The organism is Gordonia sp. SID5947, from assembly GCF_009862785.1.
Taxonomy (GTDB): Bacteria; Actinomycetota; Actinomycetes; order Mycobacteriales; family Mycobacteriaceae; genus Gordonia.
This window is the reverse complement of the sequence record NZ_WWHU01000001.1, coordinates 4,947,592-4,965,044: the sequence shown is the minus strand read 5'-3', so window position 1 is coordinate 4,965,044 and position 17,453 is coordinate 4,947,592. Positions and strand designations below refer to the sequence as shown.

21 protein-coding genes are annotated in these 17,453 nt (G+C 66.6%); 12 read left to right on the top strand and 9 right to left on the bottom strand.

Going from position 1 to position 17,453, the window contains the following annotated elements; translation table 11 throughout:
- Window positions 1-100: 100 nt before the first annotated feature.
- Window positions 101-715, top strand: coding sequence for a cysteine hydrolase (locus GTV32_RS22475; protein WP_161062200.1), 615 nt, complete (start codon window positions 101-103; stop codon window positions 713-715).
- A gap of 7 nt (window positions 716-722) precedes the next feature.
- Here the strand turns inward: GTV32_RS22475 and GTV32_RS22470 are convergent, their stop codons facing one another.
- From GTV32_RS22470 to GTV32_RS22460, 3 genes are read right to left on the bottom strand one after another with little or no spacing between them, the layout of a single operon-like run.
- A complete protein-coding gene (locus GTV32_RS22470; RefSeq protein ID WP_161062199.1) occupies window positions 723-2,099 on the bottom strand; it encodes an FAD-binding oxidoreductase in 1,377 nt (458 codons plus the stop codon).
- Between the two features lie 48 nt (window positions 2,100-2,147).
- Window positions 2,148-2,795 carry an SDR family oxidoreductase gene (locus tag GTV32_RS22465; protein ID WP_161062198.1) on the bottom strand — a complete coding sequence of 216 codons (648 nt, stop codon included), beginning with the start codon at window positions 2,793-2,795 and terminating at the stop codon, window positions 2,148-2,150.
- Window positions 2,796-2,842: 47 nt separating this feature from the next.
- Complete coding sequence (locus tag GTV32_RS22460; protein ID WP_161062197.1) at window positions 2,843-2,998, bottom strand: hypothetical protein; 156 nt, start codon at window positions 2,996-2,998, stop codon at window positions 2,843-2,845.
- Window positions 2,999-3,109: 111 nt separating this feature from the next.
- Between GTV32_RS22460 and GTV32_RS22455 the strand changes: the two genes are divergently transcribed.
- From GTV32_RS22455 to GTV32_RS22445, 3 genes are all read left to right on the top strand, one after another.
- Window positions 3,110-3,562 carry a MarR family transcriptional regulator gene (locus GTV32_RS22455; RefSeq protein WP_237421611.1) on the top strand — a complete coding sequence of 151 codons (453 nt, stop codon included), beginning with the start codon at window positions 3,110-3,112 and terminating at the stop codon, window positions 3,560-3,562.
- Window positions 3,563-3,604: 42 nt separating this feature from the next.
- Window positions 3,605-5,428: an MFS transporter gene (locus GTV32_RS22450; protein ID WP_161062196.1), complete on the top strand. Its 1,824-nt coding sequence runs from the start codon at window positions 3,605-3,607 to the stop codon at window positions 5,426-5,428.
- Between the two features lie 150 nt (window positions 5,429-5,578).
- A complete protein-coding gene (locus GTV32_RS22445; protein WP_202421895.1) occupies window positions 5,579-7,087 on the top strand; it encodes an MFS transporter in 1,509 nt (502 codons plus the stop codon).
- Between the two features lie 14 nt (window positions 7,088-7,101).
- Here the strand turns inward: GTV32_RS22445 and GTV32_RS22440 are convergent, their stop codons facing one another.
- The 5 genes from GTV32_RS22440 to GTV32_RS22420 form a co-directional block, all read right to left on the bottom strand.
- The gene (locus GTV32_RS22440; protein WP_161062195.1) at window positions 7,102-7,392 is read right to left on the bottom strand and encodes a hypothetical protein; all 291 of its coding nucleotides are present in this window, start codon (window positions 7,390-7,392) and stop codon (window positions 7,102-7,104) included.
- Between the two features lie 14 nt (window positions 7,393-7,406).
- On the bottom strand, window positions 7,407-8,057 hold the full coding sequence (locus GTV32_RS22435) for an LpqN/LpqT family lipoprotein (RefSeq protein ID WP_343287419.1): 651 nt from the start codon (window positions 8,055-8,057) through the stop codon (window positions 7,407-7,409).
- 38 nt (window positions 8,058-8,095) lie between these two features.
- Window positions 8,096-8,605, bottom strand: a complete 510-nt coding sequence (locus GTV32_RS22430; RefSeq protein WP_161062194.1) for an O-acetyl-ADP-ribose deacetylase — start codon at window positions 8,603-8,605, stop codon at window positions 8,096-8,098.
- Between the two features lie 45 nt (window positions 8,606-8,650).
- Window positions 8,651-8,869 carry a hypothetical protein gene (locus GTV32_RS22425; RefSeq protein ID WP_161062193.1) on the bottom strand — a complete coding sequence of 73 codons (219 nt, stop codon included), beginning with the start codon at window positions 8,867-8,869 and terminating at the stop codon, window positions 8,651-8,653.
- A 92-nt stretch (window positions 8,870-8,961) separates the two neighbouring features.
- Window positions 8,962-9,447 carry a hypothetical protein gene (locus GTV32_RS22420; RefSeq protein ID WP_161062192.1) on the bottom strand — a complete coding sequence of 162 codons (486 nt, stop codon included), beginning with the start codon at window positions 9,445-9,447 and terminating at the stop codon, window positions 8,962-8,964.
- Window positions 9,448-9,566: 119 nt separating this feature from the next.
- Between GTV32_RS22420 and GTV32_RS22415 the strand changes: the two genes are divergently transcribed.
- From GTV32_RS22415 to GTV32_RS22395, 5 genes are all read left to right on the top strand, one after another.
- Complete coding sequence (locus GTV32_RS22415) at window positions 9,567-10,040, top strand: NUDIX domain-containing protein (protein ID WP_161062191.1); 474 nt, start codon at window positions 9,567-9,569, stop codon at window positions 10,038-10,040.
- Window positions 10,041-10,197: 157 nt separating this feature from the next.
- Window positions 10,198-11,127, top strand: a complete 930-nt coding sequence (locus tag GTV32_RS22410) for an NADP-dependent oxidoreductase (protein WP_161062190.1) — start codon at window positions 10,198-10,200, stop codon at window positions 11,125-11,127.
- Window positions 11,128-11,181: 54 nt separating this feature from the next.
- On the top strand, window positions 11,182-12,018 hold the full coding sequence (locus GTV32_RS22405) for an aldo/keto reductase (RefSeq protein WP_161062189.1): 837 nt from the start codon (window positions 11,182-11,184) through the stop codon (window positions 12,016-12,018).
- Window positions 12,019-12,088: 70 nt separating this feature from the next.
- A complete protein-coding gene (locus GTV32_RS22400; RefSeq protein ID WP_161062188.1) occupies window positions 12,089-13,273 on the top strand; it encodes a pyridoxal phosphate-dependent aminotransferase in 1,185 nt (394 codons plus the stop codon).
- A 34-nt stretch (window positions 13,274-13,307) separates the two neighbouring features.
- On the top strand, window positions 13,308-14,510 hold the full coding sequence (locus GTV32_RS22395; RefSeq protein ID WP_161062187.1) for a serine hydrolase domain-containing protein: 1,203 nt from the start codon (window positions 13,308-13,310) through the stop codon (window positions 14,508-14,510).
- A gap of 4 nt (window positions 14,511-14,514) precedes the next feature.
- On the opposite strand, the gene GTV32_RS22390 is transcribed toward GTV32_RS22395, so the two are convergent.
- On the bottom strand, window positions 14,515-15,168 hold the full coding sequence (locus GTV32_RS22390) for a hypothetical protein (RefSeq protein ID WP_161062186.1): 654 nt from the start codon (window positions 15,166-15,168) through the stop codon (window positions 14,515-14,517).
- A gap of 112 nt (window positions 15,169-15,280) precedes the next feature.
- On the opposite strand from GTV32_RS22390, the gene GTV32_RS22385 reads away from it, so the two are divergent.
- From GTV32_RS22385 to GTV32_RS22375, 3 genes are all read left to right on the top strand, one after another.
- Entirely contained in the window at window positions 15,281-15,937 is a 657-nt protein-coding gene (locus GTV32_RS22385) for a class II aldolase/adducin family protein (RefSeq protein ID WP_161062185.1), read from the top strand.
- Window positions 15,934-16,833, top strand: a complete 900-nt coding sequence (locus GTV32_RS22380) for a carbohydrate kinase family protein (protein WP_161062184.1) — start codon at window positions 15,934-15,936, stop codon at window positions 16,831-16,833. The genes GTV32_RS22385 and GTV32_RS22380 overlap by 4 nt, the downstream gene beginning before the upstream one ends.
- A 101-nt stretch (window positions 16,834-16,934) precedes the next feature.
- Window positions 16,935-17,342, top strand: coding sequence for a RidA family protein (locus GTV32_RS22375; RefSeq protein ID WP_161062183.1), 408 nt, complete (start codon window positions 16,935-16,937; stop codon window positions 17,340-17,342).
- Window positions 17,343-17,453: the final 111 nt, after the last annotated feature.

The following is a 17,453-nucleotide window of genomic DNA, read 5'->3' as shown; positions in this document are numbered from 1 at the left end:
GCGCGCCGTCCCGGCCATCCGGCGCCGACGAGGTCGCTCCGCTAATGTGATCCGCATCACCGAATCCAGTGGGCACCCGCGTGCCCTCGAAAGGGAGACCATGGCCGACACCTTGACCCTCGACCCCGACGCCACCGCGCTCGTCCTCATCGAATTCCAGAACGAGTTCACCAGCGACGGCGGCGTACTGCACGACGCCGTCTCAGAGGTGATGGACAAGACCGGGATGCTCGCCAACACCGTCGCGCTGGTGGACAAGGCGAGGGCCGCAGGCGTGACGATCATGCATGCGCCCATCACGTTCGCGGCGGGCTACGGCGAACTGACGCGACATCCCTACGGAATCCTGAAGGGTGTCGTCGACGGGAACGCGTTCGTCAAGAACACCTGGGGCGCAGCCATCGTCGACGATCTCACCCCAGGCGACGGCGACATCGTCATCGAGGGCAAGCGCGGCCTGGACACCTTCGCCAGCACGAACCTCGATTTCATCCTCCGCAGCAAGGGCATCACCACCATCATCCTGGGCGGTTTTCTCACCAACTGCTGCGTGGAATCCACCATGCGATCGGGCTACGAGAACGGCTATCGCGTGATCACGCTGACCGACTGCACCGCGGCCACCTCGGTGGCCGAGCACGACAACGCGATCAGTTTCGACTATCCGATGTTCTCCGAACCGGTGAAGTCGAGCGCGGTGCTGTCGGCCCTCTGACGCGCGGTCAGCCGAAGATCACACCCGGATTGAAGATGCCCCGCGGATCGAACGCGTCCTTGATCCCCCGCATCGCGGCGAGATCGGCCTCGCTGCGACCGAGATGAGTCCACGGTGTCTTTGCACGACCGATGCCGTGTTCCGCGCTGATGCTGCCCCCGTTGGCCGCGACGATGCCGAACACATGCGCGGTCACATGATCGGCGCGATCCTCGGGGACGTCGAGCAGATTGACGTGGATGTTGCCGTCCCCGATGTGGCCGAAGAGGATCGGGCGGCATGGATGATCGACCACCCCGGCCACCGCGTCGAGTTCGGCCAGCGCTTCGGGGAGGGCCCGGATCGGAACCGACACATCGAGTTTGACCACCGGGGTGGTGCTCGAACGCGCGATGGACTCGGTGTGCTGTTCGCGCGCCGACCACAGCGCGCGGGCCGGGCCCGGCTCGAGCACGGCGTCGGCTACCGGTGCGTTCTCCATTACCTCGAGGACCACGGCCTCCACATCGCCCGGTCCGGACGTCTCGACCAGCACGTAGAAGGGCGCCCGCGCGGCAACCGGGCGTCGTGATCCGTACTCCTCGACGAGCGAGATGCCCGCCTCGGACATGATCTCGGCGGCCTCGATGTTCAGTCCCCGCCCGGAGAGCGCTCCGAGTAGATCGATGGCATCGGCGACATGATGCACGGCTGCCACGGTCACCAGCGTGCCGTCCGGCGGTGCGATGAGACGGAACAGGACGCGGGTGATCACCGCGAGGGTGCCCTCGCTGCCGGCGAGCAGTCCCGGAAGGTCGTAGCCCACATTGTCCTTCACAAGCGATGTCCATCGACGCAGGATCCGACCGTCGGCCAGCACGGCTTCGATGCCGAGGACCTGCCGGCGTGTGTTGCCGTGCCGGATCATTCGGATGCCACCCGCGTTGGTCGCGACCAGCCCACCGGCGGTCGCCGATTCCCGCGAGGCGAGGTCGACGGGGAATCGCAATCCGCTCGCGGCGGCCTGACGATCGATCGCGTCGATCGTCGCACCGGCCTGCGCCCCGACGCACCGACCTATCGCATCGACGCCGTCGATGTCGGTCATCCGTGCGGTCGTCATGAGAATCAGCGGGCGCCGGGCCGGATCGCCACCGGCGGGCGGCACCGACCCGCCGACCAGTCCGGTGTTTCCGCCCTGCACGCAGATCACGACACCGGCATCGGCGCACAGCGCCACCACCGCGGATACCTCATCGGTCGTGCGAGGCCGGATCACTGCGTCCGCGTGGCCGGTCCACCGCCCGGTCCAATCGGTCAGATGACCGGCGGTCGCGCCGGCGTCATCCAGCACATGCGCATCACCGACGATCGCGCGCAGTTCGGTCAGCGGTAGCGAGGGCATCACTCGGTCCCGGACAACTCTCGAGTGTCGACCGAGAGCGCCGGCGACTCAGCCGAGCGCGTCGGCGACCGGGGTGTCGCCGTCACCGAACTCGATGGTCCGCCTGATCGTCGACGGGTCCGCGAGGACCGCGGCCGCCACCAGCGCGACGTTGTCGCGGCTGACCTCGCTGCTCGCCGACCGGTTGTCGCCCACGGTGATCCGTCCGCTGCCCTGCTCGTCGGTGAGCCGACTCGGCCCCAGAATGGTCCAGTCCAGATCGGTGCCCTTCAGATGCGTGTCGGCCTCCGCCTTCGCCTCGGCATATGGATAGAACGAATTATCCTTGGGGACACCATGATCGGGCCCGGCGCCGAAGTAGGACACCATCACATAGCGCGCCGCCCCGGCCGACTCGGCAGCATCCATCGATCGGATCGCCGCATCGCGGTCCACAGCGTAGGTCCGATCCGGGTCGCCACCGCCCGCGCCCGCCGACCAGACCACCGCGTCGTGGCCCGTCAGGACCGACGCGAGCCCGGCGCTGTCCAGCTCTTCCACATCGGCGACCACCGGTGCGGCGCCGGTGGCGGACACGTCCTCGACGTGTGCCTCATTGCGAATGATCGACGTCACGTCGTCACCGCGCTCGGCCAATGTCTTCGCCAGGCGCAAAGCGATCTTGCCGTGCCCTCCGATGATTGCCACGCGGGCCATCTTGGACTCCTCTCGATCGGGATCGTCTTCCATCCACGCTACCGACCTCAGGCCTTGGTGTGCCGCCGCATGAGCCCGACCGGCCGGATCAGCAGACAGGCGCCGGCAAGCCGGGGCACAACGCTGACGAATGCCGCCACCCTCGACACCGACGTCGAACAGCGGTGGATGAACTCACCGATCAGGCCGCCGACATGTCGCACAGCCGACCCTTTACCATTCGCTTACTTAGCACTAAGCAACTAATGTGCTCAGCAAGGACAACCAGTGACCGCGCGATCTCCACGCGGCCTTCGGGCAATGGGAGGCAGGCCATGACACGAGCCATGTCCGGTGACGGCATCGTCGGTGGCGCCGACGATGTCGCGACGCTGTATCACCTGCTCACGCGCATCAATCGCACACTGCGCACGCGTGGCGGAAGCCGCAATCTCAGTGCAGGCGTCGCCGCCGCGTTGTGGACGATCATCAATCACGCCCCCATCCGCCTCTCGGAGCTCGCCGACCGCGAGTCGGTAACCGCGCCGACGATGTCCCGGATCGTCGCGGCGCTCGAGGAACAGGGCTTTGTGGAACGAACCCCGGATCCCGACGACGGGCGTGCCCGGTTGCTGAATCCGACACCCGCGGGGGTGGAACTCATCTCGAACGCTCGTACCGAGCGCGCACGCGTGCTCGCAGAGGCACTCGACGGGCTCGACGACGCCGATCGGTCGACCGTCGGGCGCGGATTGGTGATCCTCGCCGACGCCCTCGGCACGATCTGACCTCATCCCCTACCGGTTCGTCCCGGCTCCCCAAGGACCCTCATGACCCCCAGCACCGTCACCTCGTCCGTCGGCCCGGCCGCCGATTCCCGATACAAGTGGATCGCGCTCTCCAACACCACGCTGGGCATGCTGATCGCGACGATCAACAGCTCGATCGTCCTGATCGCCCTGCCCGACATCTTCCGCGGGATCCATGTGAACCCGTTGCTCCCCGAGAACACGAGCTATCTGCTGTGGATGATGATGGGCTTCCTCGTGGTCACCGCCGTGCTGGTGGTCAGCTTCGGACGCCTCGGCGACATGTTCGGTCGCGCCCGCATGTACAACCTCGGCTTCGCGATCTTCACCGTGTCGTCGATCTTCTTGGCCATCACCTGGTTCGACGGCGATGCAGCGGCGATCTGGCTGATCTCGTGGCGCATCGTCCAGGGCGTCGGCGGCGCCTTCCTGATGGCCAACTCATCGGCGATCCTGACCGACGCCTTTCCCGCCGACCAGCGCGGGCTCGCCCTCGGCATCAACGGCGTCGCCGCGATCGCCGGCTCCTTTCTCGGCCTGCTCGTGGGCGGCCTCGTCGCACCCATCCACTGGAATCTGGTCTTCCTCGTGTCGGTGCCGTTCGGGGTCATCGGGACCATCTGGGCCTATCTCAGACTCCGGGACACCGGCGTGCGACGCCGGGCCCGGATGGACTGGTGGGGCAACGTCACCTTCGCGGTCGGTCTGGTCGCGGTCCTGGTCGGCATCACCTACGGCATCCAGCCCTACGACGGGCACAGCATGGGCTGGTCCAGCCCGATGGTGTTGTGCTGCCTGATCGGCGGCGTCCTCGTCCTGGTCGCGTTCGTGTTCATCGAGACGTGGGTGCCGAGTCCGTTGTTCGATCTGCACCTGTTCGCCAACCGTTCGTTCACCTTCGGCAACATCGCCAACCTGATGTCGTCGATCGGCCGTGGCGGACTCCAGTTCATCCTGATCATCTGGTTACAAGGAATCTGGCTCCCTCAGCACGGGTACAACTTCGAACAGACACCGCTCTGGTCGGCCATCTACATGATCCCGATAACCATCGGATTCCTGCTGACCGCACCGTTGTCGGGTGCGTTGTCGGACCGGCTGGGCACCAAATGGTTCACCACCACCGGAATGCTCATCACCGCCGGGACATTCGCCGCGCTCATCACGATGCCGGTCGACTTCCGATACCCGGTCTTCGCGGTCGTGCTGTTCCTCAACGGCGTGGGCATGGGGATGTTCTCGTCGCCGAACCGTGCCGAGGTCATGAACAGCCTGCCCGCCGACGCCCGCGGTTCCGGATCGGGCATGATGACCACGTTCCAGAATGCCGCGATGGTGCTGTCGATCGGCCTGTTCTTCAGCTTGATGATCAGCGGTCTCTCGGCGCATCTCCCCGCGACGATGGGCGCAGGCCTGACAGCGAACGGGGTGCCCGCGGTGCAGGCCGATCAGATCGCGCACCTGCCGGCGGTGGCCGTCCTCTTCGCCGCTTTCCTCGGTTACAACCCGGTGGAACAGCTCCTGGGGCCGCAGCTGTCGAGCTTGCCGCCGGCCGATCAGAACACGCTGACCGGACTGGATTTCTTCCCCCACCTCATCAGCGGCCCCTTCGCCGACGGCCTCACCGCCGCCTTCACCTTCGCCATCGTGTGCTGTGTGATCGGCGCGTTGGCGTCATTGTTCACCGTCGGCCGCAGACCGCAGCCCGCGGCTCGACGACTCGAGGACCCCGAGGAGGTTTCCGAACTCGCCGGGGCAAACCTCGATGCGTCTCCCGGCCCGGTCGCGGCGGTCCGGAAGCGGCGTAGCGCGCCCGCCGGTCGCGATCCGGTGTCGCCGAGGTGAATGGACGACGACGTCGGGTGCGGGAACACCGGCTGCCGGGGACACTGGCAGCGGGGACACTGGCTGCGGGGACACTGGCTGCGGCGGGTTCCGTCGGCCGTCAGCCGAATCCCGACCGACGGCGAGTCTCCGTCGTGTGAAGGAGCGTGCATGTCCTCCGTCAGCGAGTCCGGAAGGACCGTCCAGGAATACATCGACGACAGGCCGCTCTGGGCCGACGGCACAGAAACATCCACGTCCCCGATGACCGGTATGCAGTGGCGCATCTGGTGGCTGGCGGCGGCAGGCAAGTTCTTCGAAGGCATCATGATCTTCATGACCGGGGTCGCCCTCCCTCTGGTCACGATCGACTTCTCCCTCAGCACAACACAACAGGGCTTCGTCTCGTCCGCGTCCTTGGCCGGCATCCTGGTGGGCGCCACGGCCCTCGGTGGTCTGGCCGACCGTTTCGGCCGCAAACGGATGTTCATCGCCGAGATGGCGATCTTCGCCGTCTTCGTCACCGCGACCACCTTCGCGCCGAATTTCGTGGCGCTGGTGGTCTTCTTGTTCGGCGCCGGCATCGCGCTGGGATGTGATTACCCGACCGCCCACATGGTGATCTCGGAGAGCACCCCGACCACCCGTCGCGGGCGGCTTGTGCTCTCCGCGTTCGGGTTCCAATCCGTCGGCGCGTTTGCCGGCACCTTCCTGGGCTTCTTCATCCTGTACCACAACCCGGATGTCGGAGCCTGGCGCTGGATGTACGCGACGGTCATCGTCCCGGCCATCGTCGTGCTCATCGGCCGGTTCTTCCTGCCCGACAGTGCGCATTGGCTCATGTCCCGCGGGCGCCGGGAAGAAGCAGAAGCAGAGACGCAACGTCTGCTGGCCCGGCGGCCGGCCTATCCGACGCACGTCAGGTTGCGCCCGAATGCGGAGTCCGAGAACCAGTCCCGCCAGTCGGGCCGCTACCGGGATCTCTTCGGGAAGAAGTACCGGAGGGTGACGCTCTTCGCCTCGGCGCCCTGGGTCCTCCAGGATCTGAGCACCTACGGCGTCGGCATCTTCACCCCGGTGCTTCTCGCATCGGTGATCGGCAGACAATCCGACCTCAACTCGCTGCAGGATGTCATCCACAACGACATGCTGGGCGCCAAGGGATCCGCGGTGATGGACGTCGTCTTCGTCGCGGGCATCATCGGCGCCATCGTCCTCGTCGAACGAGTCGGTCGGCTACGCCTCCAGATCATCGGGTTCGTCGGTTGCGGCTCCGGCCTGTTCCTCGTCGCATTGGCGACGCTGTCGCCGCACAACTACCACATACCCCTCCTGTTCGCCGGTTTCGTGATCTTCTACTTCATGAACAACCTCGGACCGAATTCGATGACCTACCTCATCTCGGGTGAGGTCTTCCCCACCGAGATCCGGGGCAAGGGAGCAGGTTTCGCAGCTTCGACGGCCAAGGTAGGCGCGGTGTCGGCCGCGTTCTTCTTCCCGATGCTCGACGACGCGATCGGCACCAGCGCGCTGCTCTTCATCCTCGTCGGTACGACGATCGTCGGTGTCCTGGTGACGATTCGATTCGGCATCGAGACCAGCGGCACCAGCATCGGAGAACTGGGTGGGGTCGCGGACGATCCCGGCACGCCGGCACGCTCGGCATCGATGAGCGTGTGAGGCGGGCGTCCACCTCAGTCGTGGAACTCGTTCTTCGGCAGCCGCGGTCGCGCCCCGGCAGGCCAACGACGACCCGGTACGCGCAGGGCCCATCCGGCAGGCGCCACTGTGAAGTCCATCCACCGACCGTCACCGAGCCAGAGCGACCACAGATCCTCGTCGGGAAAGTCACCGATGCGGACGAACAGATCCTGCCCGGCGACGTGCGCGGTCATCCAGCCCTGGTCATCGGGATCGTCGACGAAGGTCGCCGTCGCCGCGAGCGCGGCCTCCAGATCGTCCACGCGGTCAGAACGTTTCACCATCCGTCGTCTCCCCGTCAGTCCTCGAAGCGAACCGAGCTGACCGCCGAGGCGATCGACCGTCGGAATGTCTCGCCCTCGCGGGCCGGCGCGGTTCCGGTGGTGTGCAGCAGATACGCGACGTTTCCGCGGCGATAGGCGGCATATCGGATCGCGCAGTACCAGGTCTGGTCGTCACCGACGTAGGTGCCCGTCTGCATCGAGGAACCCTCCGTCCGAAAACCCGGTTGAGTCCGGGTCGCCTCGTTCTCGCTCCACTCGGGTAACGCGCGCGGTTCGACGAAGGCGTGATCGATCAGGCGGGAGACGTCGGCGCCGTGGTCCACGACGAAACGCGTCACCACAACCGCCACGGTTCCGTCGTTGCCGTGATCGGCGATGAACAGATGGAGGTATCCCGCCGCGTTGGCCCGCCGCCAGATGTCTCGGTCGACGTCGATGAGCACCTCGCCCGGGATGGATCGTTCGTCGGTGACGCGGCTGGCGGCGACCGCCATGCGTTCGAGCCGTTCCAGGATCGGCGTCTCCTCACCGTCCTGTGCACGGGCGACTCGACGAGCCCTCGCCGCGGCGCCGTAGGCAACCGCATACGGGCGCAGGACCGTCGGCTCCACCAATCGGTCATCCCCCTGGGGTGCGCGGTCGAGATGATCGGTCTCAGCGGTCACCAGCCGAGGATAGTCACCGGGGACCGGCGAATGCGTGATCAACTCAGGGCGCGGCGTGTGAGATCTGCGATCTCGTCCGAAAAGGCAACGAGCGTAATGGATTCGACAGTGGAATTTGCATCTTTGACAGCCCGAACCTGTTGTTCGACCGCGTCGTCGAGGGGCCACCCGTACGCCCCACCGGAGATCAGCGGGAAGGCCAGGGACCGGGCGCCGAGCGAGTCCGCCAGGCACAGGCTGCGGCTGTAGCACGCCCGCAACGCCTGTGATCGGTCCTCGGTATCGGAGTAAATGGGCCCGACGGTATGGATCACCCAGCGAGCGGGCAGATCGCCGGCCGTGGTGGCAACGGCGGCACCGGTCTCGAGTCCCGACGGCAGGGTGGTCTCGCGGAGCAACCTGCATTCGCGGAGGATGGCGGGGCCGCCGGCGCGATGAATCGCCCCGTCCACGCCACCCCCGCCGAGCAACGACGAATTCGCCGCGTTGACGATCACGTCGGTGCGCATCGACGTGATGTCGCCGGTGATGACGTCGATACCGCTCATGCTCTCCAGATTGTAGGCGTGCCTACGGCGACATCGTAGGCGTGCCTACAGCGACGAGGAACTGTTCTGATGCCTGCCCGACTTGGACCGGTACAACATGTAGCCGCCGTAGATGGCCAGGCCGAACAGCGCGATCCAGAAGAGTCCCTTCAGGAGCGGGCCGACGATCGCCAGCGCGAGCAGCACCACCGCGATGATGCCGAGGATCTTCCAGAAGCCGAAGCCGGTTCCGGTGGTGCCAGTGGAGTTGGTTGGTGTGGTCATGACTCCACTCTGGACCTCTCACGTCCGCAAATCATCAGGCGACCGTCGAATTCGGGGAAAGATCAGGGGCATCCCTGACACGGAGCCGCGGGTCACCGCGGCTCCGTGTGCGGGAGCCGCGTCGGCTCGGTGTACGAGCAGCCGAGAGCGGCGGGCGAAGCGCAGCCGCAACGGTCCCGGAACCACGCGACGCCGATCTCGGCGACGCGGCGACGAGAACGACTCATCAGGTACCCGTGGGTGCACTCGTCGAACACGTCGTCGTAGAACCAGGTGTCGAGCGCGCTGCGCGGCACACTGAACGACGCGAGCAGAGGTGCCGACATGACCACGGTGGAGAGCCGGAGCAGGAACGTCTCCGAGCTCAGCGATTGGATCTGCGCGCATTCGACGTCCTCGGTGTCATCGATCGGACCCCCGGCCGGACCGATGTCCAGGATGGCGGCGCGCGGCATCTCCCCCATCGATTCCACGAGCCACCGTTCCATCGCGTGCCACGTCATGGCAGGGGACGCGCCGGCGGGGTCCGACGCCGTTCCGTGCATGTCCGGATGGGGATCTGGTTGCTGCGCGCTCACGGGCACCTCCTGTGGTCGGTATGGCGACAGTGAATCACCGACCACCGACAGGGACCGCCGGGCAGACTCCCGCCCTCCGTCCGAACGCAAACCGGTGGTCGCCTTGGCAGGATGGCCCTGTGCCCATCCCAGATTTCATCCGTGACCTCCGCCGCCATGTCGGACACGAACCTCTCTGGCTGTCCGGGGTCAGCGCGGTGGTTCTCGACGCGACCGGACGCATCCTGCTGACCCACCGCGCGGACACCCGTGAATGGGCGGTGGTCTCTGGCGTCCTCGAACCCGGCGAAGAACCCGCACGGGCGGTACTTCGCGAGATCGCCGAAGAGACCGGGGTGCAGGCCGAGCTGATACGCCTGACCAGCGTGGACGTGACGCCGATGATCGTGTACCCGAACGGGGATCACTCCCGGTACCTCGACATCTGCTTCCTCGCGCGCCATGTGGGTGGCGAGCCACATGCGGCAGATGACGAGAACACCGACGTCACCTGGTTCCCCGTGGACGACCTACCCGCCGAGCTCGCCGAGACGTCGCGGTTGCGCATCGAGCACGCCCTCCGGGACGACCCGGCGGCGTGGTTTCGCCAGTAGGTCCCCGGTCCGTCGGCGCGTATGCGCGTCCCTGCAGGTGACGCGTCCGCGCTCTGTGTGCGGAGATCCGCCGGAAAAGACGTCCACAGGCCCCAGCGCACGGCTCCGACATCGTCGCATCGGAATACTCGCCCCTGGCCGTACCCTTGAACCAGACATGGCCAAGAGATTCATCGCGACCGCCTACGGCGACCCTGCCGATGTACTCGAGTACGTCGACCACCAGATCCCGGCTCCCGCGCCGGGTCAGGTGGTCGTGCAGACCCGGGCCATCGGGATGAATCCGGTCGACATCAAGTCCGTGCGCGGTCAAACCGGGAGCGATGCGTCGAAACTGCCGATGCCCATCGGGTACGAGATGGCCGGCACGGTGACCGCCGTCGGCGACATCGCCGACCCCTTCGCGGTGGGTGACGAGGTGATCGTCTATCCCGCATCCGGCGCATATGCCGACAGCGTGCTCGCCGATGTCCGTGCGGTGCGTCCACGCCCCGCCGCGCTCGACGTCGAGCGGGCGGGCGGCCTGCTCCTGGTCGGGGTCACCGCGGCCGACGCCGTGCGTACCGCCGGCCTGACCGAGTCAGACGTCGTCCTCGTCCACGGTGGTTCGGGCGCGGTCGGCGCGATCGCCGTGCAATTGGCGGTACAGGCGGGTGCAACCGTCATCGCCACCGCGAGCCCCGCCAACCACCGGTTCGTGCGCGCACTCGGCGCCGTCCCCGTGTCCTACGGCGAGGGACTCCTCGACCGCGTCGAAGCAGCCACGTCGACGCCGATCACCGCCGTGATCGACACCGTGGGCAACGACGAGGCGATCGACGCCTCCCTGGCACTCGTCGACAACCCCGGCAAGATCGTCAGCATCGCCGCCTTCGGCCGCGCCGCCGACGGAATCGTCCTGGTGAACGGAAGCACCCCGGAAAGCAGACGACATCGCGCCGAAGCGGTCGACGATCTCATCGCCGGCGCCGCGGCGGGAACGCTGCTGACGGAGGTGGCGGCGACCTTTCCGCTCGCCGACGCCGCTTCCGCACTTGTCGAACTCGAACACGCACATCCGCGGGGCAAGTTCATCCTGTTGCCCTGACCCCACTGCCGTGACCCAACCGAAAGTCTGACCCAACCGAAAGGAAGTAGCCGAATGTCGGTTCCCACAATCACTCTCAACAACGGTGTGCAGATTCCCCAGCTCGGTTTCGGCGTTTTCCAGATCCCGCCGGAAGAGACCGAGGCGGCGACGCTGACCGCACTCGAGGTCGGCTATCGCCACATCGACACCGCCGAGATGTACGGGAACGAGAAGGGCGTGGGCGCCGCTCTCGCCGCGTCCGGGCTCGATCGCCGCGACGTGTTCATCACCAGCAAACTGAACAACGGCTTCCATGCCTACGACGACGCATTGGCGGCCGCCGATCAGACGTTGACCGACCTCGGTCTCGAACAGATCGACCTGTTCCTGATCCACTGGCCACTCCCCGGTGTCGGCGACTTCGTGGAGACGTGGCGAGCACTCGAGAAGTTCCACGGCGACGGCAAGGCGCGAGCCATCGGCGTCTCCAACTTCCAGCGCGCTCATCTCGAGCGGTTGTTCGCCGAAACCGATGTGGTCCCCGCGGTCAACCAGATCGAGGTCCATCCATACCTGACCCAGAACGCCTTGCGCGCTTTCAACTCCGAGCACGACATCGCCACCGAGGCGTGGTCGCCGATCGCCCAGGGCGACGTCCTCGACGACCCGGTGCTGGTCAAGATCGCACAGGAGAAGAATCGCACCACGGCTCAGGTCACCTTGCGCTGGCACATCCAGCGGGGCGACATCGTGTTCCCCAAGTCGGTGACCCGCTCACGTGTCGAGGAGAACTTCGCCCTCTTCGATTTCGAACTGTCTGTGGAAGACGTCGCCGCCATCGACGGCCTGAACAAGGACCGCCGTCGCGGACCCGATCCGGACGAGTTCAACTACATCCCGGAGAGCTGACCCGGCTGCGAAAACCGAGAACGACACGCCCGCGTCACACGACCTCGGTCGCTGGGCTCACAATGACCCCATGAGGATCTCCCAGCGCGCCGAGGCCGTCGCGCCGTTCTACGCGATGGAGTTCGGAAAGCGGGCCGCCGAACTCGAGGCCGCCGGTCACGACGTCGTGAAATTGAGTATCGGCGAGCCCGACTTCGGTGCACCGCCCGCTTTTCTCGCCGCGATCCGTGCGCTGGCCGACGGCAGGCCGCTGACCTACACCGGGGCGCTCGGGCTACCCGAACTGCGCTCGGCCATCGCCGGGTTCTGCGGGACCCGTTTCGGCGTGGACGTCGATCCGCGGCGCGTGGTCGTGACATCCGGCGCCTCCGCGGCGCTGCTGTTGAGTTGCGCGGCACTGGTCGACCCAGGTGACGAGGTGTTGGTGGCCGATCCCTCATATCCCTGCAATCGACAGTTCGCCGAGAGTTTCGGAGCGCGGGTACGTCTGATACCCACCAGCCCGGCGACCCGGTTCCAGCTCACCGCCGACCTGGTCGAAGGCGCCTGGGGCGAGCACACACGCGGCGTGATGGTCGCGTCGCCATCCAATCCGACCGGCACGTCGGTGCCATATGACGAGTTGGTCCGTATCTGCGCCGATGTAGCCGACCGCGGCGGATGGCGCATCGTCGACGAGATCTACCTCGGCCTCGCCGATCCCGGTCCCGACGGCGCCCACCCGACGAGCATCCTGGGCGCGGACCCAGGTGCCGTCGTGATCAACAGCTTCTCCAAGTACTTCGGAATGACCGGTTGGCGCCTGGGATGGTGCGTGGTGCCAGACGAACTGGTCCCGGTACTGGAACGGCTCGCGCAGAACTACTACATCTGCCCGCCGACGCCGGCGCAGTATGCCGCCCTCGAGTGCTTCACCGACGAATCGCTGGCGTTGAGCGAGGCCCGTCGCGAGGAGTTCCGGATCCGCCGCGACCTGGTCATCGACGGCCTGGCCCGGATCGGCCTCGATGTCCCGGTGGTACCCGATGGCGCCTTCTACGTCTATCTCGATGTCTCGGCGACCGGACTCACGTCGTCGGAGTTCTGCGATCGCGCGCTACGCGAGGTACACGTGTCCCTCACCCCGGGAAAGGATTTCGGCCATCACACGGCCGACGACCACGTCCGGTTGTCGTACGCGGCGTCGACCGACGAGTTGACCGAGGGAGTGCGCAGGCTCGGCGAGTTCATGGGTACGCTCCGGACACCGGCCTGAGACAGTCCGTCAGCGCATCGAGGAGGATGACAGCATGGGTCCACGCAGCATCGATTCACGAAACGTGGAGAGCGCGGTACGTACCGCGATCGATGCCGCGGTCACGGGTTCGCCTCGCGTACCCGGCGTGGTCGCGGGCGTGACCACCGACAAAGCGACTCTCACCCTGGCCGCGGCGGGGGTGCGGGCCATCGACGGTACCGATCCGATGACGACCGACACCGTCTTCGCCATGTTCTCGGCGACCAAGGCGATCACCGCAACCGTCGCCCTGCAACTCGTCGAACGCGGCCTGCTCGACCTCGACGCCCCGGCCAAGGAGTACGCTCCCCGGCTGCGAGACATCCAGGTGCTCGACGGGTTCGCCGACGACGGAAGTCTTCGGCTGCGGCCCCCGGCGTCCGATGTGACGATGCGTCAGTTACTCACCCACACAGCCGGTTTCGGCTACGACTTCTTCAATCAGGATTACCGGCGGCTGACCCGGGACCACGGCGTCCCGGCCGTTATCAGCGCCACGATCGAGTCGATCTCGACTCCGCTGTTGTTCGATCCCGGCACGCGCTGGGAGTACGGCAGCAGCATGGACTGGGCCGGACGCGTCATCGAGGGCGTCACCGGTCATCGCCTGGGAGACGTGATGTCCGAGCACCTGTTCAGCCCACTCGGTATGTCCGACACGTCGTTCGACCTCACCGACGACCTGGCGCGTCGGCGCGCCGTGTTGCACCACCGCGCGCCGGACGACTCGCTGTCACCGAACCACAAGTGGAAGATGCCCGACGATCCTGAGGTACAGATGGGCGGGCAGGGCCTCTACTCCACTGTGCGCGACTACATCGCGTTCATCCGGATGTGGCTCAACGACGGTCTTTCCGACTCCGGCGAGCAGATTCTGCGCCCCGAGACGATCGTCGAGGCGGGACGGAACCAGATCGGTGACCTCACGGTGACCAAGCTGCCCGGTGTGATCCCGGCGTTGTCGCATGACGTGGACTTCTTCCCCGGTGTTCCGAAGTCGTGGGGTCTCAGCTTTCTGATCAACGACGAGGATGCGCCCACGGGACGACCGGCGGGATCGCTCTCCTGGGCCGGGTTGGCCAATCTCTACTACTGGATCGATCGACGCACCAAGATCGGCGGATTCTGGGCGACACAGATCTTCCCGTTCGTCGATCCGACCGCCTACGACGCCTACCTGGACTTCGAGACAGTCGTATACCGAGCCATCGACTGAGGTCTCACGGGAGCGGTTTTCGCCACGCGGTGATGTTCACGGCGATCCGCTCATGCCGTGAGCCAGACCAGACCACCTCGAGTCCGCGCCGGCGTAGGGTCTCGACGATCTGTTGGACCAGCAGCGTCTCGGTTCGTTCGTACGCGGCGTGCTCGGCTTCGGAGTCGCCCGCCGACATCGCGTCGAGCAGCGCCGCCGGCAACGTGGGGTGCGGTCGAAAAGCGCTGTAGCCCAGGTACAGGACGGCTTCGTCGTCGGCCAGCCGTTCGGCGTCCTGCTCGTGAAAGAAAACGTAGGCCCATTCGCGGAACCCGTACCAGTCGTCACCGTCGGGGTCCGGGGTTCGTTCCCGGTCGATCTGCTGCGTGGCGCATCGACCACAGCACGAGAAGTTCATCCGTGCCAGCACCCCGGCCGCGTCGAGATCGTCGAACGCGGCACGCAGCCGCGCGTAGTCGCCGGTGTCGGTCCACTGCCGCTGTGCTTGCGCCCGATCGTCCCAGAGCCGGCGGACCTCGACGACAGCGTCGTCGGGCGACTCGCCGACATCCTCGGCCCAGTCCCGCGCGTCCGCCTCGATCTCGACGAGCCCGGTGAAGCCGGGGATCAATCGGGCCCTGACGAGACCACGCAGATCTGCGAGGTGCGTGCCTTGCATGAAAGAGCTCCATCCGACGGGTCTGATTGGCAATTGGACGCTGCTACCGCCCCGCAGGTTCCACGATCACGGCGGTTCGTCTGTTCGGACGACACCGCGTAATCTCTCGGACGTGCGCTTCTCCGAGGAACGCGCGGCGCTCGCCGCCGCTGCCCACCGACTGGCCCGCGCGGGGATGACCCATGGCACCGGGGGGAACGTCTCGACCCGGGTGGACGACCACGTCCTCCTCACCCCATCCGGATGCCGGCTCGCCGATGTCACCCCCGAACAGATGGTCGCGGTCGACCTCGACGGAACGGTTGTGGAGGACACCCCTTTTCGGCCGACTTCGGAACTTCGCATCCACCTCGACGTCTATCACCACACGTCGGCCGCCGCGGTCGCCCACGCCCATCCGATCGCCTCGATCGCCGCGGCCAACATCGTCGACGAACTGCCCGTCGTCCACTACACGGCCGCACTGATCGGCGGCACGATCCGGGTGGCGCCGTACGCGGTGTTCGGCAGTCGCGAACTCGGTGACGCGGTGGCCGCCGCGCTGATCGATCGCACGGCCGCCCTCATGCGCAACCACGGTTCCGTCGCATACGGCGACGACCTCGATTCGGCCTGTGACCGAATCGAACTCGTGGACTGGCTGGCCGAGATGTACCTGCGTTCGGCAGCGGTCGCCCCACCGGCGACCCTCAGCCACGACGACATCGTCGATGTCGTGGTCACCGCGACCCGTCGGCAGTACTCACCGTTTCCCGGGAGGAATTCATGAGAGTGGCGACGTTCGGCGCCCACGTTCTCGACGTACTCGCGCAGCCGGTGGACGAGATCCCCGACGGCCAGGGCGCGGCCCTGGTGCGCAACATTCGGATGTCACCTGCCGGTCCGGCGGGGGGCACTGCGATCACTCTCGCCAAATTGGGCGTGGAGGTCTATACCGTGGGAGCGGTCGGCGCCGACGACCCAGGCGATCTGCTGACCACGATGCTCAATCGCCGAGGCGTCAACACCGACCATCTCCTCACGGTCGACCAGCCGACGTCGATGAGCATGTTGCCGATCCGCAGCAACGGCGACCGCCCCGCACTGCATCTGCCGGGCGCCAACCTCGCGTACCCACTGGGCAACGCACCGTTCGAATTCCTGACCGGGGTGGACCATGTCCACATCGGCGCACCGGAGCTCCTCAACCCGCCAGAACTCGCCCCGTTGCTCGCCGACATCCGCGCCACCGGTACCACCATCTCCGCCGATATCCTCGCCGACGGCGACCCGGGTCTGCTCGCGTGGATCGAACCCGTTCTGCCACAACTCGATTACCTCCTCCCCAACGACGATCAGGTCTGCGGGTTCACCGGTGAGACGGACCTCATCACCGCGTGCCGCCGCCTCATCGATCGCGGCGTCCTCTGCGTGGCGGCCACCGCCGGGGCCGACGGCGCCCACGTGGTGACCGCCGACGACGCCGCACACGCACGCGCCCGCGACGTGACCGTGGTGGACACCAGCGGATGCGGCGACTCCTTCTCGGCAGGCTTCCTCGCGGCGCGCGGCCACGATCTGGGACTGCTCGCCGCCGCCGAGATCGGGTGTGCCGTTGCCGGGATCGTCGCGACCGGATTGGGCAGCGACCACGGTGATTTCACCTGGGAGTCGATCGTGGCCTGACGCTCGCGTCGACCGATCGCACGACCCCCAGAAATCTGGGTTGCCAACTCCCCCGATATCGGGGATGGGAATCGGCTTGTGCACGAGTCAGTCTCGAAGTCATGAGCACACCAGCCACCACCACCCGGATCAACCCGTCGTCGTGGAATGCACCCTTCCGGTTCGATCACGCCCAGTTGCGACCTGCCCCACGCGAGGTGTTCACCATCGCGGGTCAGGCCTCCGTCGACGACGACGGGCGCGTACTCCACGAAGGTGATGTCGCGGCCCAACTCTCGCTGGCGCTGCATCACATCGAACAGCTCCTCTCACACGTCGAGATGACCTTGGCCGACATCTTCTCGCTCACCATCTACACCACCGACATCCCGGCCACCCTCGCCGCCTACGAGGCCCTCACCGAGCGGCTCGACGCGCACGGCGCGACACCGCCCGCCGCGCTCGTCGGCGTCACCGGCCTTGCCTTCCCCGGTCTCGCCGTCGAGATCACCGCGCAAGCAGGCCGCTGACACCTGCTTGCGGTTCCACTCCCCTCCCGCCGCCGCCGGCGTACACCAAGCCGCCCACCCGCCGATCGAGTAGGCAGCGAGCGCAGGCCGCCCACCCGCCGATCGAGTAGG

What these genes read in the sequence shown, in the direction of transcription:
- GTV32_RS22390 (WP_161062186.1), bottom strand. Translation starts at nt 15,168, where the DNA reads ATGCAAGGCACGCACCTCGCAGATCTGCGTGGTCTCGTCAGGGCCCGA.
- GTV32_RS22405 (WP_161062189.1), top strand. Translation starts at nt 11,182, where the DNA reads ATGTCGGTTCCCACAATCACTCTCAACAACGGTGTGCAGATTCCCCAG.
- GTV32_RS22410 (WP_161062190.1), top strand. Translation starts at nt 10,198, where the DNA reads ATGGCCAAGAGATTCATCGCGACCGCCTACGGCGACCCTGCCGATGTA.
- GTV32_RS22450 (WP_161062196.1), top strand. Translation starts at nt 3,605, where the DNA reads ATGACCCCCAGCACCGTCACCTCGTCCGTCGGCCCGGCCGCCGATTCC.
- GTV32_RS22465 (WP_161062198.1), bottom strand. Translation starts at nt 2,795, where the DNA reads ATGGCCCGCGTGGCAATCATCGGAGGGCACGGCAAGATCGCTTTGCGC.
- GTV32_RS22430 (WP_161062194.1), bottom strand. Translation starts at nt 8,605, where the DNA reads ATGAGCGGTATCGACGTCATCACCGGCGACATCACGTCGATGCGCACC.
- GTV32_RS22445 (WP_202421895.1), top strand. Translation starts at nt 5,579, where the DNA reads ATGTCCTCCGTCAGCGAGTCCGGAAGGACCGTCCAGGAATACATCGAC.
- GTV32_RS22440 (WP_161062195.1), bottom strand. Translation starts at nt 7,392, where the DNA reads ATGGTGAAACGTTCTGACCGCGTGGACGATCTGGAGGCCGCGCTCGCG.
- GTV32_RS22455 (WP_237421611.1), top strand. Translation starts at nt 3,110, where the DNA reads ATGACACGAGCCATGTCCGGTGACGGCATCGTCGGTGGCGCCGACGAT.
- GTV32_RS22380 (WP_161062184.1), top strand. Translation starts at nt 15,934, where the DNA reads ATGAGAGTGGCGACGTTCGGCGCCCACGTTCTCGACGTACTCGCGCAG.
- GTV32_RS22400 (WP_161062188.1), top strand. Translation starts at nt 12,089, where the DNA reads ATGAGGATCTCCCAGCGCGCCGAGGCCGTCGCGCCGTTCTACGCGATG.
- GTV32_RS22475 (WP_161062200.1), top strand. Translation starts at nt 101, where the DNA reads ATGGCCGACACCTTGACCCTCGACCCCGACGCCACCGCGCTCGTCCTC.
- GTV32_RS22395 (WP_161062187.1), top strand. Translation starts at nt 13,308, where the DNA reads ATGGGTCCACGCAGCATCGATTCACGAAACGTGGAGAGCGCGGTACGT.
- GTV32_RS22470 (WP_161062199.1), bottom strand. Translation starts at nt 2,099, where the DNA reads ATGCCCTCGCTACCGCTGACCGAACTGCGCGCGATCGTCGGTGATGCG.
- GTV32_RS22425 (WP_161062193.1), bottom strand. Translation starts at nt 8,869, where the DNA reads ATGACCACACCAACCAACTCCACTGGCACCACCGGAACCGGCTTCGGC.
- GTV32_RS22375 (WP_161062183.1), top strand. Translation starts at nt 16,935, where the DNA reads ATGAGCACACCAGCCACCACCACCCGGATCAACCCGTCGTCGTGGAAT.